At 42.6% G+C, this 15,626-nt stretch carries 13 protein-coding genes; 6 read left to right on the forward strand and 7 right to left on the reverse strand.

All coding sequences use genetic code 11. The features are described from left to right. Positions 1-3 precede the first annotated feature (3 nt). From M0N77_RS04890 to pnuC, 4 genes are all read right to left on the reverse strand, one after another. On the reverse strand, positions 4-528 hold the full coding sequence (locus M0N77_RS04890; RefSeq protein ID WP_353104043.1) for a TIGR00645 family protein: 525 nt from the start codon (positions 526-528) through the stop codon (positions 4-6). A 22-nt stretch (positions 529-550) separates the two neighbouring features. After that, positions 551-2,185, reverse strand: a complete 1,635-nt coding sequence (gene creD / locus M0N77_RS04895) for a cell envelope integrity protein CreD (protein WP_353104045.1) — start codon at positions 2,183-2,185, stop codon at positions 551-553. Between the two features lie 195 nt (positions 2,186-2,380). After that, complete coding sequence (locus tag M0N77_RS04900) at positions 2,381-2,992, reverse strand: ATP-binding protein (RefSeq protein WP_353104046.1); 612 nt, start codon at positions 2,990-2,992, stop codon at positions 2,381-2,383. Then, on the reverse strand, positions 2,937-3,689 hold the full coding sequence (gene pnuC / locus M0N77_RS04905; RefSeq protein ID WP_353104048.1) for a nicotinamide riboside transporter PnuC: 753 nt from the start codon (positions 3,687-3,689) through the stop codon (positions 2,937-2,939). The genes M0N77_RS04900 and pnuC overlap by 56 nt, the downstream gene beginning before the upstream one ends. Before the next feature lie 354 nt (positions 3,690-4,043). On the opposite strand from pnuC, the gene M0N77_RS04910 reads away from it, so the two are divergent. From M0N77_RS04910 to M0N77_RS04930, 5 genes are all read left to right on the forward strand, one after another. Beyond that, positions 4,044-5,189 (forward strand): beta-ketoacyl-ACP synthase III, encoded by a 1,146-nt coding sequence (locus M0N77_RS04910; RefSeq protein ID WP_353104050.1) that lies wholly within the window; start codon positions 4,044-4,046, stop codon positions 5,187-5,189. Between the two features lie 192 nt (positions 5,190-5,381). Beyond that, positions 5,382-6,470, forward strand: a complete 1,089-nt coding sequence (gene prfA, locus M0N77_RS04915) for a peptide chain release factor 1 (protein ID WP_353104052.1) — start codon at positions 5,382-5,384, stop codon at positions 6,468-6,470. Between the two features lie 81 nt (positions 6,471-6,551). Further along, a complete protein-coding gene (gene lysS, locus M0N77_RS04920) occupies positions 6,552-8,096 on the forward strand; it encodes a lysine--tRNA ligase (protein WP_353104054.1) in 1,545 nt (514 codons plus the stop codon). Positions 8,097-8,261: 165 nt separating this feature from the next. After that, a complete protein-coding gene (gene dnaX, locus M0N77_RS04925) occupies positions 8,262-10,298 on the forward strand; it encodes a DNA polymerase III subunit gamma/tau (RefSeq protein ID WP_353104056.1) in 2,037 nt (678 codons plus the stop codon). Positions 10,299-10,528: 230 nt separating this feature from the next. Beyond that, on the forward strand, positions 10,529-11,428 hold the full coding sequence (locus tag M0N77_RS04930) for a LysR family transcriptional regulator (RefSeq protein ID WP_353104057.1): 900 nt from the start codon (positions 10,529-10,531) through the stop codon (positions 11,426-11,428). Between the two features lie 99 nt (positions 11,429-11,527). Here M0N77_RS04930 and M0N77_RS04935 read toward each other — a convergent pair whose 3' ends face one another. Further along, entirely contained in the window at positions 11,528-12,709 is a 1,182-nt protein-coding gene (locus M0N77_RS04935; protein ID WP_353104059.1) for an aspartate aminotransferase family protein, read from the reverse strand. A 113-nt stretch (positions 12,710-12,822) separates the two neighbouring features. Beyond that, complete coding sequence (locus tag M0N77_RS04940) at positions 12,823-13,014, reverse strand: DNA gyrase inhibitor YacG (RefSeq protein WP_353104061.1); 192 nt, start codon at positions 13,012-13,014, stop codon at positions 12,823-12,825. A gap of 214 nt (positions 13,015-13,228) precedes the next feature. Between M0N77_RS04940 and M0N77_RS04945 the strand changes: the two genes are divergently transcribed. Continuing rightward, positions 13,229-13,900, forward strand: a complete 672-nt coding sequence (locus tag M0N77_RS04945) for a DUF938 domain-containing protein (RefSeq protein WP_353104063.1) — start codon at positions 13,229-13,231, stop codon at positions 13,898-13,900. Between the two features lie 135 nt (positions 13,901-14,035). Here M0N77_RS04945 and M0N77_RS04950 read toward each other — a convergent pair whose 3' ends face one another. Continuing rightward, on the reverse strand, positions 14,036-15,430 hold the full coding sequence (locus M0N77_RS04950) for an AarF/ABC1/UbiB kinase family protein (RefSeq protein WP_353104064.1): 1,395 nt from the start codon (positions 15,428-15,430) through the stop codon (positions 14,036-14,038). Between the last annotated feature and the right edge of the window lie 196 nt (positions 15,431-15,626).

Below are 15,626 nucleotides of genomic sequence, written 5' to 3' on the forward strand. Positions count from 1 at the left end.
TTACTAATGTTTTTTGGTATCGCCAACTATTTTATCCATAAAGGCAAATAATAATCCCGATAGCACAAAAGCCATATGGATAATGACTTTCCACATCAGTTTATCGGCATCAAGCTCGCTCATATTGCCTGAGATGTCCATAAAAGACTTTAACAGATCGATTGCCGAGATAGCGACAATAGCGCCAATGACTTTTAGCTTGAGGCCTGAAAAGTCCACCTTGCCCATCCAGCTAGGCCGATCATCGCTAGTACCAGTATCAATTTTGGAGACAAAAATCTCATAGCCACTAAAGATAATAATAAGCAGTAAGCTTGCTACCAAAGAGATATCGACTAGCACCAAAATATTGACGATAACATCTGATACTGAGTCGCTTAAAACATGAGACATCATCCCCAAAAGCTTTTGCACAAACTTGATAAATAGTATAACAATGCCTATTACCAAGCCTAAATAAAACGGTGTCAATATCCAGCGGCTATTAAAGATAGTTTTTTCTAGGTAATATTCAAATTTTTTTAGCATTTATGTCTCTTGAGAGTGTAAGTTAAGCTATTTTATACCAGTCTATTTTTCGGGTCATTATCATAACGCAGGCGAGTAGTATAAAGCAGAATACCGCGCCTAAAAGTAGATTTAAATCCTCAGTAGTCAATATGCCATAGAACGCCGCGTAGAGTCCGGCCAGTATAGCGGTAAAGATAACTGCGCGTTTGACGCCGCCGAGCACATAATAAGTGTACCAACCGATAAGGCCAACGCAGGCACTAGCAGCGATAGTGTAAGCTTGCCAAAAGACAGTTTGCTCAGCTAAGGGTAACAATAATACATAAAAGGTCAGGAGCGCGCAGCCGACTAGCAGATATTGGATAGGGTGAATACGATTTGACTTTATGATCTCAAATAAGAAAAAAGTGCCAAACGAGACTAATATCAGTAACAAGGCATATTTCATGGTACGTTCGGTTTGCAGATAGACATCGTTAGGCTCTGCAAAACTTACCCCAAAACTATTTAAGCGTATGCTATTGAGATGGCCTTGATTGACATAATTAGTATTGTCGGCAGCTGCTGTAGCATCCTCTACTATAAAGGCGGCAGCTTCATAATTAGTCGATTGCTGACTACTTTGCAAGCTAGCTTGACTATCAATCTTGCAGCTATTATTTGGCATAGCAAGGCACTGTGATAAGTATTGATTATTGGCGACTGTCAAATACTGGTTTTGCCAGTGAGCTTCAAAGCCGTCAGCCGTGAGATTTTTGGCATTAGGGAGCGCTTTGCCGATGAAGTTTGGCGCATGCCAGTTGCTACGCATGGTGAGCTCAAAGTTCTGTCCGGTCGGTACCGTATTTAACGTACTAATACCAGATAAGGGCAAGTCAATCACCATATTCACAGCCTTTTTAGCACTGCTGTTAGTGGCCGAAGTATGGGTAACGTTTGAAGTGTTAATAACGTCTGGAGTATTAGCAAGCGGGTTATTAGGGTTTTGAGCAGTCGTAATACTTGATTGTAGCTGAGCTATTACGCTTGTAGGCAGCCTTACTTCAACGTAGCTTAAACCATTAAGCATAACGGTTTGTGGATAAGTGGCTTTGATAGGCTGCTTATCAATAGTAATAGTCGGTAGTGTCGCTACGCCGCGCAAGTCTGATATCGGAATAATGAGCTTGGCTTCATTCCAATGTCTAATGGTTTGTTCTGCCGTTATACCTTCACCAGTTATTGAGCTCTCAGGCGCGCTTGAGTCTATGCTCTCGCCAGTGGTTAGGGGTGCTTGATTGTTGTCTAGCCCGTAGCTTTGCTCAAAGGTTATGTCGCCGCTATAGCTTGTGGCGTGATAGATACCGCGTTGATAAGTATCGGTGCTAACCGCTAGATCTTGCACAGTTGAGGTTTGAGCGGCAAATATAGTATCAACTGACGCATAAGCAGGAGCACATTTGCTAGCTTTGTCAGCGTTCGCCCTAGTGCATTCTGGCGTTATGGTAGTAGGAATAGCAATAAATGGGGTGATAATCTCTTGGGGATTGACGTGTTGATCGGCGATTTCTTTGACTACTGAATCAGCATAATATTGCCTTTCAGTGATGACATCGCTAAACATGGTTAGGCCGATGGCAAAGATTGCACAAAGGCTTACGATGATAGAGAGTTTGATAAATAGAGTCCTTTGCATACGATTATCCTCAGGCTGATGAGTTAAACATCGACTTGGTAACAAGCCGATAAGCTTAACAAGCAGCGTAGAGGAGCCATACTAAAAATCGGTGCAATAAAGATGGAAAGTTTATGAAAAGTCGTTTTATGAAGTCCTAAAATAGCCTAAGCAATTGCTATAAATTACTTATTAAACTCCTTATTAGGTGCTTTGTTAACTTAATTCACTAAGCCAATGAACCACTTGCTGTACTCGCGATTCACGACTACCGCCAATACGCCGAAACGACTTATTATAATAAATAAGCTCATTCTCAAAGCGAGTACTGATAGCCTGACGATCATAAGGAGCATCACGCAGATCATCAGCAACCCAAGGAATATCCACCTCCGTTAATAATATCAAATCATACTGATGGGCTAGAGCCGCTTGCGTCAGCTCATTTGGGCAGTCGCCATAATACCAATTGGCATAGATCATTAGCTCAAACAGACTGGTATCGCAGAATAGATAGTTTTGGGAGGTTTGCTTTACAGTAGTGCCATTTGCTAGTTGCTGCGCTAATTTATTCTCAAGCTCAATCTGACCTTGCGCGATAGGTAATAAATCCTCCCAAGTACAGGTCTGCTGCTTTGTATTCCACTTGTCTTGCAAATAAAGACGCATGTATTCAGGCACCCACAGGCTATCAAAGTGCGCAGCCAAATCGCGGCATAGCGTAGTTTTGCCGGTACTCTCTGCGCCCAAAATAGCTACGGTTATGACCGATTTAGGCGTACGTTGCTTCAAACGAGGACTGACTGCGGTAGCGTTGTTGCCATTCATAATATGCCCAAATAGCGATAAGAGTGAACACCACATATTGTATCGCGGTGAAGGTAAAACCTTTATAAAAATATAACGGTACTGAGATGGTGTTAGCCACTATCCATAATAGCCAATGCTCGATTTTGCGCCGAGCCATCAGCCACATCGCCATCAAAAACAGCGCGGTGGTTAGCATGTCAGTGTAGTCAACCCAAGTAAATAACTGTAGCCCTAATACCGCTCCATCAAAGCTAAAGTTATTATTAATAACCGGCCGGAAGTAATAAATCAGTGCCACAAAGCTCATAGTCAGTACGGCTAGTAGTGCTAAGATAGGCAAATCTTGTTTATTGATATGCTCAACTTGTATCTCAGTAGTAGAGGAGCTCTCAGCGCTCTTTTTCTCAAGATTTTGTGTGTTTGTCGCATTGTGTTTTTGGCGATCGACCTTATTTTTAGTCCAATTAAACCAGCCATATAGGCTCATCACGCTATAATAAGCGTTGATAAACATATCACCAAATAGCTGCCATTGCCAAAGCAAATAGACAAAGATGCCGGTACTAATCAGACCAATAGGAAAAACTAAAACGTTAAGACGGCTGGCAAGTAATACGCTTGCTATCCCGCAAATCACCGCAATCAACTCTAAGCTGATAAATAAGGCGGAGTAGTCCGCATATTGACCAAATAGCCAATTAAAAATCTCTGCCATGAAACTTCCTAGTTATAGTAGAGCGTGTTAAATAGTCATAAAAAGCCGCTGCGGATAGCCAAAATCATAGGCTCAATAGACTCTCGGGTTTATGGATGATAGTAAAGATGGCGTAAATATAATTAATTTCTATCATTCTCTATGGTTTACGACAAGGTTGATAGTTATTTGTAACAAACTATTAGTAAATTTTTATTATTCAGGCATAATAAGGGCATTAGTTTTAAGTTTACAGTTATTCACTGAATATTTATCAACAACCTCATTGAAAAAAGGTCACTAAAAGGTTGAGCCTTATTTTCGTAAATTTTATGCTTATTATAGGCAATATAGTAGTAGACAAGGAAGCTTATCATGACGACTTGTATCACCGGCACCGGTCTTTACATTCCTCCTTACAGCATTAGCAACGAAGAGCTAGTCGAATCATTCAATCAATATGTAGAAAATTATAACGAGCAGCACGCTGATGAGATTGATAATGGCACTATTACTGCCTTACAACCTTCCTCGGCTGAGTTTATCGAAAAAGTCTCTGGTATTAAGTCGCGTTATGTGATGGAAAAAGACGGTATTCTTGATCCTGAGATTATGGCACCAGTCATCGCTTATCGTAACCTTGGCGAAGAGCTGTCAGTGATGGCAGAGATGGGTGTAGCGGCGCTCCAAGATGCATTAGCAGACGCTGGCCTAGAAGCTAATGATTTGGATGGTATTATTCTTGCCTGCTCAAACTTCCAGCGCACTTATCCAGCGGTTGCTATCGAGATTCAAAACGCTATCGGTATGGTTGGCGGTTTTGCTTATGATATGAACGTGGCGTGTAGTGCGGCGACCTTTGGATTGTCACAAGCGCATGGCTCAATCTTATCAGGGCTTGCAAAACGCATTGCGGTAGTCAACGTTGAGATCACCTCCGCGCATTTGAACTGGCGTAATCGTGACAGCCACTTTATCTTCGGTGATGTCGCAACCGCTAGTATCGTTGAAGAGCTTGATACCCCAAAAGGCTATGAGATCCTAAATAGTAAGCTATTTACCCAGTTCTCAACCAACATCAAAAACGAATATGGCTTTATGGATCGCTCAGAGTTTTTGGCCGCTGAGACTGAGATGTATCCAGACCTCAAAGCTCCGGTCACTGATAAATTGTTCTTACAAAACGGACGTAAAGTCTTTCGTGAAGTTTGCCCAAAAGTCTCTGAGGTCATCACCGAGCATTTAACTGAAAATGATCTGACAGCTAAAGATGTCAAAATGATGTGGTTACATCAGGCCAATGCCAATATGCTAGATCTGATCCTGCGCACTGTGGTGGGTAAAGAGGCGGATAAAGCTATTGTCCCAAGCGTCATTGCTGAGTTTGCTAATACCAGCTCAGCGAGCCCTATGATTGTCTTCCACCGCTATAAGGATGATTTGCAATCAGGCGATTTAGGGGTGATTTGCTCATTTGGTGCCGGTTACTCTATCGGTTCAGTACTGGTGCGCAAAGTGTAGATCTACTTTGACTTGGATATGATCTCTACATAAAAAATAGCTAAGAGCACTCTTGGCTATTTTTTTGTTTAGCGATTAATGAAAAAAGAAGTTTTGAGTTTAAAACAGAAGATTACTTAGTGGTTTTAATTTCAGTGCAAAAATTTGCTATAATCGCTCTCTTAATTTAATTATTCAAATAAAAGCCCTTTTATGAAAGAATCCTTACGCCTGCGCTTAGACCAAATGGTAGATCGTTATGAAGAGGTCACCGCCTTACTCTCTGATCCTGGGGTCATTAGCGATAATAATAAATTTCGTGAGCTATCTGTTGAGCACAGCGATTTGATGGATATCACCACTTTGTGGTTGAATTATGGCCGCGCTGAAAAAGATCAAGCTGACGCTGAAGCAATGTTAGAAGACGCCTCAGATCCTGAGATGAAGGAGATGATGCAGGACGAGATTGACAGTGCTCGTGAGGCTATAGTTAAGATGGAAGAGGATCTTAACGTCATGATGCTGCCCAAAGATCCTAATGATAAAGTTCCGGCGTTTTTGGAGATACGTGCTGGCACTGGCGGTGATGAGGCCGCTATCTTTTCAGGCGATCTGTTCCGTATGTATCAAAAATACGCGCAAACCCAAGGCTGGACGCTTGAGATACTATCTGCTAATGAAGGCGAGCATGGCGGCTATAAAGAGATCATCAGCCGCATCTCAGGCAATAGCGTTTATGGGCGCTTAAAGTTCGAATCGGGCGCGCACCGAGTGCAGCGGGTGCCTGAGACTGAGAGCCAAGGCCGCGTCCATACCTCAGCTTGTACGGTAGCCGTTATGCCGGAAGTGGAGATTGACGATAGTGTTGAGCTTAATCCTGCTGATATAAAGATGGATACCTTTCGCTCTAGCGGCGCCGGTGGTCAGCACGTTAACACCACTGATTCAGCGGTGCGCTTAACCCATATACCGACAGGCACGGTGGTGGAGTGTCAGCAAGAGCGTAGCCAACACAAAAACCGAGCTCATGCAATGAAAATGCTGATCTCCAAAATTCAACAAGCCAAAGTACAAGCGCAGGTTGATGTTGCTGATTCTATTCGCCGTGATTTGGTCGGTAGTGGCGATCGTAGCGAGCGTATTCGCACTTACAATTTTCCGCAAGGACGTATGACCGATCACCGTATCAATTTAACTTTGTATAAGCTTGATGCGATTATGGAAGGTGATTTGGATGAGCTGCTAGATGCCTTACTACGCGAGCATCAAGCCGATCTTATGGCTAGTATTGGTGGTGAGTAGTATTATCTAATTTGAATCTTTGCTCGTTTATAACCTTAATTAGAGTTAAATATAAATAAACCCATTGAATTTGAGAATTTTATGTCAAAGCAGAATGCAAATAATCAAGCCTCAGAAGAACAAGCGCCCACTGCCGAGGAAGCTAACGAGCTTATTGCTCAATTACAAGCTAAGCTTGACGACATTAGTGCCTCTGGTAAGCAGCCTTATCCTAATCAGTTCAAACGCACCGATTATGCAGCAGATTTGCAGACTGCTTTTGAAGGCGTATCTAAAGCTGAGATTGAAGAAAAAGTGGCAAATGGCGAGAAGACTCAGGTCCATGTCGCAGGCCGCGTGATGCTTAATCGTGGCTCGTTTATTGTTATCCAAGATATGACCGGTCGTATTCAATTATATGTAGCGCGTAAAGAATTAGACGAGGATACCCTAGCAAGCATTAAGTCACTAGATTTAGGCGACATCGTTGGGGTATCAGGTTATATTGGGCGCTCGGGTAAAGGTGATCTATATGTACATATCGAAGAGTTCACGCTACTAACCAAAGCGTTACGCCCAATGCCAAATAAATTCCATGGTTTAGCCGATGTCGAGGCGCGCTATCGTAACCGTCATTTAGATTTGATGACCAATGAGGCCACGCGAGATACTTTTGTGATTCGTAGTCAGGTGATTAGTGGTATCCGTAAATTTATGCTTAGCGAGCGCTTTATGGAAGTTGAGACGCCGATGATGCATCCAATACCAGGCGGCGCGGTGGCACGTCCGTTTGAGACGCATCATAACGCTCTTGATATGCCGCTGTATCTACGTATTGCACCAGAGCTGTATTTGAAACGCCTAGTGATTGGCGGGTTTGAGAAAGTATTTGAGATCAACCGTAGTTTTCGTAATGAGGGCGTATCGACGCGTCATAATCCTGAATTTACTATGATTGAATTTTATCAAGCTTATGCTGACTATCATGATTTGATGGATTTGACTGAGCGTCTGTTTAATCAGCTAGCTATTGACATATTAGGTACGACTGAGCTGACTTATCAAGGCGAAGCTATTAGTCTAAAAGCGCCTTTCGCGCGTTTATCTATGTCGGATGCTATCGCGCAATATGCTGAAGGTTTTGACATGAGCCGTATTGATGATCGCGACTATCTAGCCGATTATGTAACAAACACTCTGCATCAGCCTATCAATGACGTCTTTGGTGTAGGTAAGCTTAAGACTATCGTGTTTGAAGAGACCGCTGAGCATAAACTTCGTCAGCCGACTTTTATCACTGAATATCCTGCTGAAACCTCGCCACTTGCGCGTCGCAGCGATGATAATCCAGAGATTACCGATCGCTTTGAGCTGTTCATCGGTGGTCGTGAATTAGCCAATGGCTTTAGCGAACTGAATGATCCGGCGGATCAGGCGGAGCGCTTTCGCGGGCAAGTTGCCGAAAAAGATGCGGGCGATGATGAAGCCATGCACTTTGATGAAGAGTATATCGAAGCCTTGTCTTACGGCTTACCGCCAACAGCAGGCGAGGGTATCGGTATCGATCGTTTGGTAATGTTATTCACCAATTCTGCTAGTATTCGTGATGTGATTTTGTTCCCGCATATGCGCCGCAAAGTCGACTAATAGCCCTGATAAGTGTTAACTCATTAAATATTATCATCACAACAAGCCAGACGATTGCTCTGGCTTTTTGCTATACTAAAACGCTTAAAACTTTTAATTTTTTGAAAGCTTTAATCCTCCAAAGACCCTAACTCTACTTGGCACCTTATTGAATACTGGATAGCTATGTCGCAACAATACCAAGTCTTAGCCCGTAAATACCGGCCCAAAAACTTCCACGAGCTAGTAGGGCAAACCCATGTTTCGCAAGCGTTAATTAACGCCATTGACTATAATCGTTTGCATCATGCTTATCTGTTTACCGGCACTCGCGGCGTTGGTAAGACCACTATTGCGCGGATTTTGTCTAAATGCCTAAACTGTGATACTGGTATCACTAGTACCCCATGCGGCGTTTGTGATAACTGCGTGGCCATTGATCAAGGCCGTTTTATTGATTTAATAGAGATTGACGCCGCCTCCCGTACCAAAGTTGAAGACACGCGTGAGCTGTTAGACAATGTGCCTTATGCGCCAAGCCAAGGGCGTTATAAGGTGTACTTGATTGATGAAGTACACATGCTATCGACGCACAGCTTTAATGCTTTGCTCAAGACTTTAGAAGAGCCGCCTGAGCATGTTAAGTTTTTATTAGCCACTACTGATCCACAAAAGCTGCCGATTACTATTATCTCGCGCTGCTTACAGTTTGTGTTACGTCCCTTGCCGCAAACTTTGCTTAGTGAGCATTTAGCTAACGTTTTAATCCAAGAGCAGATTGAGTTCACCCAGCCTGCGCTTTGGCAATTAGCGAGCGCTGCTAAAGGCTCGGTACGTGATGCGATGTCACTGACCGATCAAGCCATTGCTTTTGGGCAAGGAGCGCTGGATGATGTCACTGTTAATGCGATGCTAGGTCTGATTGATGCAGCAGACCTGGTTCATCTAATTACCGATATCTATAACCATGATAAATCAGCAGTAGCCGCTCATATTGAGCAAATGCGCGCGCAAATGGTCGATGCCTCTAGTATGTTTGATGGTCTCGCTGAGTTACTTCATCAGCTAGCGTTGACTCAGCTATTGCCAGAGGTAGCGCTAAACGTCAATGAAGCACAAGCCCAAACTATTACTGCATTGGCGCAGCATATTAGTCCTGATGTATTACAGCTGTATTATGAGATTGTGGTACAAGCTCGTGAAAGTATTAAGCTGGCTAGCACGCCGATGCAGGCGCTAGAGATGTGTATTTTACGTCTACTGGCTTTTCGTCCCTTGCCTGCCGATGAGATATTGACTCCTAGTATGGTTAATAGTAATAGCGTTGAGAATACTAGCGCTTCGATAGATCATGTAGTCACCGCTGCGACTGACTCAGCGACTTATGAGGTAGATTATCAGCCACTAGTTTCTGAGCAAGGCTTTGAGCAAAGCTACGATCCACAAGTGGTTATAAATGCAGAGCTTGAGAATAAAAGTATTAAGAGTCAAGATTTAGAGCATCAAGATTTAGAGCATACAATCCTCAATAGTGAGAATAATGAGTTTGTAGATAATGATAATCAGTACGACGATAAGCTTACTCAAAAATCTGAGCTGCCTATACAAAGTGAAGCTGAGGTTATAAATGAATTGCAAGCGACTGCAGCGGCAACAGAGGCTTATGTTGACCTTGAATCAGCTACTGAATCTGAGCTAATTGCAGAACCAGAACCAGAACCAGAACCAGAACCAAAAAACATTACTGAGCCTGAGCAACAATCAACTCAGCTGTCAAATGAGCTAGATCCACGCACTCTGTTGCGCTGTGCACCGCAGCAGCTAACAGGAGAGTGGACGGCTGAGAAGTGGGATTATTGGTTACAAACAGCGCGTGAGGATAGTATTTTGGCCTCGGACGAATTGGCGCTTGCTCGTCAAGGGATGATGACTGGTCTATGCAATGGCGACGCTACTTTTGTAACTGGTATCGATAGTAAACATCTACAAAGTACTTTTCAGCAATTAGCTGCCAAAATAAAGCAGCAGTTTACTCAGGCTGATATCCAGCTAAAGATCGATAACAGTGTCGCTCAAGCTGAGGATAAAACCCCTGAGAGACGGCAAAAATTACGTATGGAGCAAGCAACACAAACCGCGCAAAAGCTATTACTAGACTCACCTGTGATGCGCTATTTGACAGAGCGCGGTGAGGGAAAAATGGGTAATGTTAAGCTCACCTAACTAAGCAATTTAAAACCCTATTTGTTTAGCACAGTAATACAAGGAAGTATAATCGCTTTTTTAACCATAAAAGGTCTTATTTAAAAGCTATTTTATTGATATAAATAACAATATTGGAGTATAAGACTTATAAATTGTACGCCTTGGATATTTTTTTAATAGGTAAAATAATTTTATTTGGCTATAATGGTTAAGTTATATTAAAAACTAAAAATAGTTTAGGTGAGAATATGTTAGATAATTTACGCGGTATGGCCGTGTTCGCCAGTGTAGTCGGACACGGCTCTTTTAGTGGCTCGGCCCGTGAGCTTGGCATTACTACTAGTGCTGTTAGCCAGCAGATCCGCTCATTAGAGAACGAGCTTGGGGTGGTGCTTTTGCATCGCTCTACTCGTAAGCTTAGCTTAACAGAAGCAGGTGAGAGCTTTTATGAAGCAGCCAAAGATGTGGTTAGTGCTGCTGAGCAAGGGCGCATAAAAGTTAATCAATTACGTGATGAGCTGGCCGGTAGCTTACGTATTGCTACTACGCCTGAGCTTGGTGTTCATCATATCTTGCCTGCGTTATCAAGCTGGATGGCGGCTCATGATGATTTGAGCATTACCTATTTTGCTGACAACCGTTATATAGATATGATTGATGAGCGTATCGATATTGCGGTGCGTATGAGTCCAAGTATTGATGATTCGGCTCTTAGCAGTCATCCTTTATCTGATGTGCGTCAGGTGCTCGTCGCTTCTCCGCAGTATTTGCGTCAGCATAAGAAGATAGAGAGCCCTAAGGATTTGGCTGATCATCAACTTATTGTCATCGATATCATGAAAGATGCCAATTACGTTGAGCTCTCCAAAACTGAAACCAGTAAAAAGACGCGTATTAAGATGGATTCACGTATCCACACCAATAATGTCTTTATGGCGATGACTTTGGCGAAAGAGGGTCATGGCATTATTAGAATTATGGAGATGGATGTTAAGCGGGAGCTTGAAAATGGTAATTTGGTAGAGGTGTTGACCGGTTATCAATTGCCAAGTTTTGTACTCTACGCCGTTACTTTGAATCGTGAGCAACAACCGGCTAAGATTACCCGCTGTTTAGAGGTATTGAAAAAATATTTTCATGCTAGCTAATTTTTAAAAAACATTTGTATTTATAAAAAGGCCTTTAGCTTATCGGTCAGCTAAAGGCCTTTTTATGGACTATTTTAGGACTTAGTTATAACTCCAAAACTACAGGCGTGGTTTTAGTACTTTAACAAGACGCTCTACCACTTGCTCACTCTCATCACGCTTGATGTTCAGCGGCGGTAATAAACGAATTACATGACCGCCAGTCACATTGATAATAAGCTGCTGCTCATCACGAGCAAGATCAACCAGTTGGCTACAATCCATATTCTCTGGCAACACAATACCTATCATCGTGCCAGCTCCGCGGCTGGTGACGCCGTACTGCTTTAATTGCGCAGTGATATTATTCCGGATAAACTGACCCTCATTAATAGAGTTCTGCATAATATCGCTATGGCTTAATACTTCATAAACGCTATGCACAACCCGGCTAGCTAGCGGTGTACCGCCATAAGTGGAGCCATGACTACCCGCGCCAAATAAGTCTTTGGCACGTCCCCGTGCTAGGCAAGCGCCTACTGGAAAGCCGTTACCTAAGCCTTTGGCGGTGGTTAACACGTCAGGACGGGCGCTACTGTGCTGATAAGCAAAGTATTTACCCGTACGACCATTACCGGTCTGCACCTCATCTATCATAAATAACCAGTCATGAGCGTCGCATATTGCCTGTAGCTGTTCTAAATAACTAAAACCGTTGGCAGCAGTATTAAGACCGCCTTCACCTTGGATAGGCTCTACAAAAATAGCGCAAATCTCGTCATTATCGCAAGCGGCTTGCTCGATAGCTTCGATATCACCAAAAGGCAAACGGATGAAATCATCATCTAAAGTAAAAAAGCCGGCGCGGGCTTTGGGATTAGCAGTCGCGGATAAGGATAGGAGAGTACGACCATGAAAAGATTGCTCCATGACGATAACTTTAGGACGCTTAAAGCCTTTATTATGAGCATAAAGTCTCGCCATTTTTAGCGCTGCTTCATTAGCCTCAGCACCGCTATTAGCAAAAAATACACTATCCATCTGCGCCGCTGTACATAGTGCTTCACCAGCGCGCTCCTGCCAGTCAATACCGAATAGATTGCTAGTATGTACTAGGGTAGCGGCCTGCTGCTGGATAGCCTCAGTCACCTGTGGATGACAATGTCCCAAACCACAAACGGCAATGCCGGTTAGCGCATCTAAATAAGCAGTATCATTGTGCGTATAAAGCCAGCTACCTGAGCCGCGCGTAAAGCTGATCGGTTGACGATTATAGGTAGGCATCAGATAAGTAGCTGACATACAGATATCCTTTAAGTATTGAAAGAAGTGTTAAGAGTTATATGTTATGGGGTCTAAGCTTAGGTTATAAGCGCCATTAGCGGGCAGTAGCTGACAATAGGAGATAATATCCGTTATAATTCATCAGAAAATGGCGTAGTTTCAGCTGGTAAGGTATATTCTTCACTGGCCCAAGCACCTAGATCTATCAGCTTACAGCGCTCACTACAAAACGGCTTAGATTTATTATCTTGCCAAGCAGTTTGTTTGCCACAGCGCGGGCAAGGGTAGGTTTTTGGTACTGGCATATCGGTGGCTTCGGTCATAATGAAAGGCTCAGTTTCTCAGATTTGCAATAAATGATAGCCGCTATAATAGCATGCAGTTAATAAAAGACAAACGCGGCGCAAAATAAATAAGCCACTATATGAGTATTTATAAAGACGACAGCGATTATTAATAAATTTAGAAAGTAATAAAATAGCCTAAGCAAAAAACATTAAAAATAAGTAACATATAATGCAAGCTAAGAACAGACCTATGACTAAAAAACAGAATTTATCTCATAAACAAACCAGAGCTTTTCAGCCCGAAAAACTCTCAAAACCACGTGACTTTATTCTACCTGAAGTGATAAAGAATGCTAAAGCTCATAGACAGTCTTTAGTGCTTGAGATAGGTGCAGGGAAGGGCAAGCATGCTTTACTTTTTGCTAAAGCCAATCCTCAAAAGCAGCTGATTGCTATTGAGCGCACCCGTAATAAGTTTGAAGCTTTTGCTAAATTAGTACAAGTCCAAAACCTAGCTAACCTGACCGCCATTCATGCTGATGCTATTGCATGGATAGTACAAGCGATAGCGCCAAATAGCATTACGCAAATATATCTCTTATACCCTAATCCTGAACAGCACAATCCCAATCAGCAGTGGCTGAATATGCCATTTTTTGAGTTTTTATTATCGCGCTTACAAGTAGGCGGTAAGATAATATTAGCGACTAACATTGAGAGATATATTGATAATGCAGAAGAGCAGGCTAGAGAGTTATGGTGTCTGCCTACGGTGCGCCAAGAAGTGGCTATTGACAGCCAGCGCACTCATTTTGAGATAAAGTATTTAGCTCGAGGACAAACTTGCTGGCAGATCACTATGACTAAGCCTGAAGGTTATCAAACTAGATTTGATGACTGGCAAGCGCTATCTAGCCTGTAACCCATCGTATAAAAGAAAATGTAGTTATAAGAGACGTAAAGTATATCAATAGATATAAAATAGCCTAAGCAGATAAAAATAAATAATCAAAGACCGCCACTAGAGGACGATCAAAAAATTGAGCTGAATATTAACTTATAAAAAAGGTTTAACTAACGTCTCGGGATCAGTATGAGCATCTATTACCGTCAAAAAGGTATAAGCACCAATGAACTTTCGGCTAATAAACATAAACTCTTTCGGTGGTAAATTAAACTCAAAAGACTGCATGGCGGAGGAGGCGGCAGCTGAGATACGTGAATGCAGCTTGCTATTGGCCCAAATGTAGCGCTGTTTTTCATCGATAACCTCAGCTGGGATATCTGGGTTATTGGCAAAGTCGCTAAAGGGTTCGGTAGCTAAAAGAAATATATTAGCAATATCAGAGCTGACTTTTTCACTCATGCTATCAAAGAATTCATAACCGGTCATCGCTTTTATCATCGCTTGATGATCATGATGGTAGCCTGCTTTTAATAGCCCATGCGCTATGGTTAATAGCTCATAATCAAACTGACGAATAGCGCCAAAGTCTAGTAATACTAATTTGTCGATCTCATTGTCGTTTTCGCTGATGCGTACCAAATAATTACCAAAATTGGGATCGGTCTGCATCTCGCCCCATACAAATATCTCTTGCATCATAATCTCAATCGCCGCTTGACCAATTGAGTTTCGACGTTCAAAGGGTAGGGCTTTTAGCGAGTCAGAGGTGACAGAAACGCCAGATTCAAACGACATGCATAATAAGCGCTTACTAGAAAAATCACGATAAATTTTGGGTACAACATAGCGCGGATCATCTTGCAAGCGTCCATAAAAGCGCTCAGTAGTAGCAGCCTCAATATTATAATCAACCTCTACATGTAGCAGATCGCGAATCTCTTCAAACCAGGCGTCCAAGGCTCGCGTTTGCGGTACGGCATTACTGACTTTTAGGAGGCGCTTAAACAAAGCCAGATCAGAGTCTATAGCATCAGCAACTCCAGGATATTGTATTTTTAGTACTACATCCTCCCCAGTAGCTTTTATGGTAGCACGGTGAACTTGGGCTAGGGACGCCGTTCCGATAGGTACTTGCTCAATATCAAGCTCATTAAATTTCTCACCTAAAGTACGGCGCAGGGTTTGCTCTATCTTTGGCCAAGCTAGAGTTGCTGTATCATCGTTCAAAGTTTGCAAAGCACGAGTGATTTCAGGAGGTAAAATATGCTCACCGTACAATGCTAGCATTTGTCCTATTTTGACCACTGAGCCTTTGAGCTTGCCCAACTCTTCTGCGACATACTTAGCCTGCGCTTCCATAAATAACTGATTACGCGCTGAACGTGCTTCTTTACCCAAAAACATCCCAGACACGCTATTTCCAGCCCAGCGGCGTCCGATATTTAAAGAGGTTTTAGCAATAGACATCCGGCGCTCAAAACCAGAGGTTTTTAGGTTGTCAATTGACTGCTTATTATTAGAAGGTTTGTACAGATCATTTGCCATAAATATAATCATTCACTAGGTTGATAATGATTTGTGGGTGCATAGTCATAAATGCAAGTCAAAAGCCTTGCAAGTGTACAAAATTGTACCATACAAAGCGCCTTACCTTTCTAATATTAAGGACTGAGGATTTTTATAAACGCTATTATCAAAGCAGCTGTATTGCTAATGCTTTGTTATAAAGTGCTATCGTAAA

This window comes from Psychrobacter sp. AH5, from assembly GCF_040371085.1.
Lineage (GTDB): Bacteria > Pseudomonadota > Gammaproteobacteria > Pseudomonadales > Moraxellaceae > Psychrobacter.

Bases quoted from the DNA above. Each gene is read 5' to 3' on its own strand.
- prfA (WP_353104052.1), top strand. From the start codon at position 5,382: ATGAAAGAATCCTTACGCCTGCGCTTAGACCAAATGGTAGATCGTTAT.
- M0N77_RS04935 (WP_353104059.1), bottom strand. From the start codon at position 12,709: ATGTCAGCTACTTATCTGATGCCTACCTATAATCGTCAACCGATCAGC.
- M0N77_RS04890 (WP_353104043.1), bottom strand. From the start codon at position 528: ATGCTAAAAAAATTTGAATATTACCTAGAAAAAACTATCTTTAATAGC.
- M0N77_RS04940 (WP_353104061.1), bottom strand. From the start codon at position 13,014: ATGACCGAAGCCACCGATATGCCAGTACCAAAAACCTACCCTTGCCCG.
- pnuC (WP_353104048.1), bottom strand. From the start codon at position 3,689: ATGGCAGAGATTTTTAATTGGCTATTTGGTCAATATGCGGACTACTCC.
- lysS (WP_353104054.1), top strand. From the start codon at position 6,552: ATGTCAAAGCAGAATGCAAATAATCAAGCCTCAGAAGAACAAGCGCCC.
- creD (WP_353104045.1), bottom strand. From the start codon at position 2,185: ATGCAAAGGACTCTATTTATCAAACTCTCTATCATCGTAAGCCTTTGT.
- M0N77_RS04945 (WP_353104063.1), top strand. From the start codon at position 13,229: ATGACTAAAAAACAGAATTTATCTCATAAACAAACCAGAGCTTTTCAG.
- M0N77_RS04950 (WP_353104064.1), bottom strand. From the start codon at position 15,430: ATGGCAAATGATCTGTACAAACCTTCTAATAATAAGCAGTCAATTGAC.
- dnaX (WP_353104056.1), top strand. From the start codon at position 8,262: ATGTCGCAACAATACCAAGTCTTAGCCCGTAAATACCGGCCCAAAAAC.
- M0N77_RS04900 (WP_353104046.1), bottom strand. From the start codon at position 2,992: ATGAATGGCAACAACGCTACCGCAGTCAGTCCTCGTTTGAAGCAACGT.
- M0N77_RS04910 (WP_353104050.1), top strand. From the start codon at position 4,044: ATGACGACTTGTATCACCGGCACCGGTCTTTACATTCCTCCTTACAGC.
- M0N77_RS04930 (WP_353104057.1), top strand. From the start codon at position 10,529: ATGTTAGATAATTTACGCGGTATGGCCGTGTTCGCCAGTGTAGTCGGA.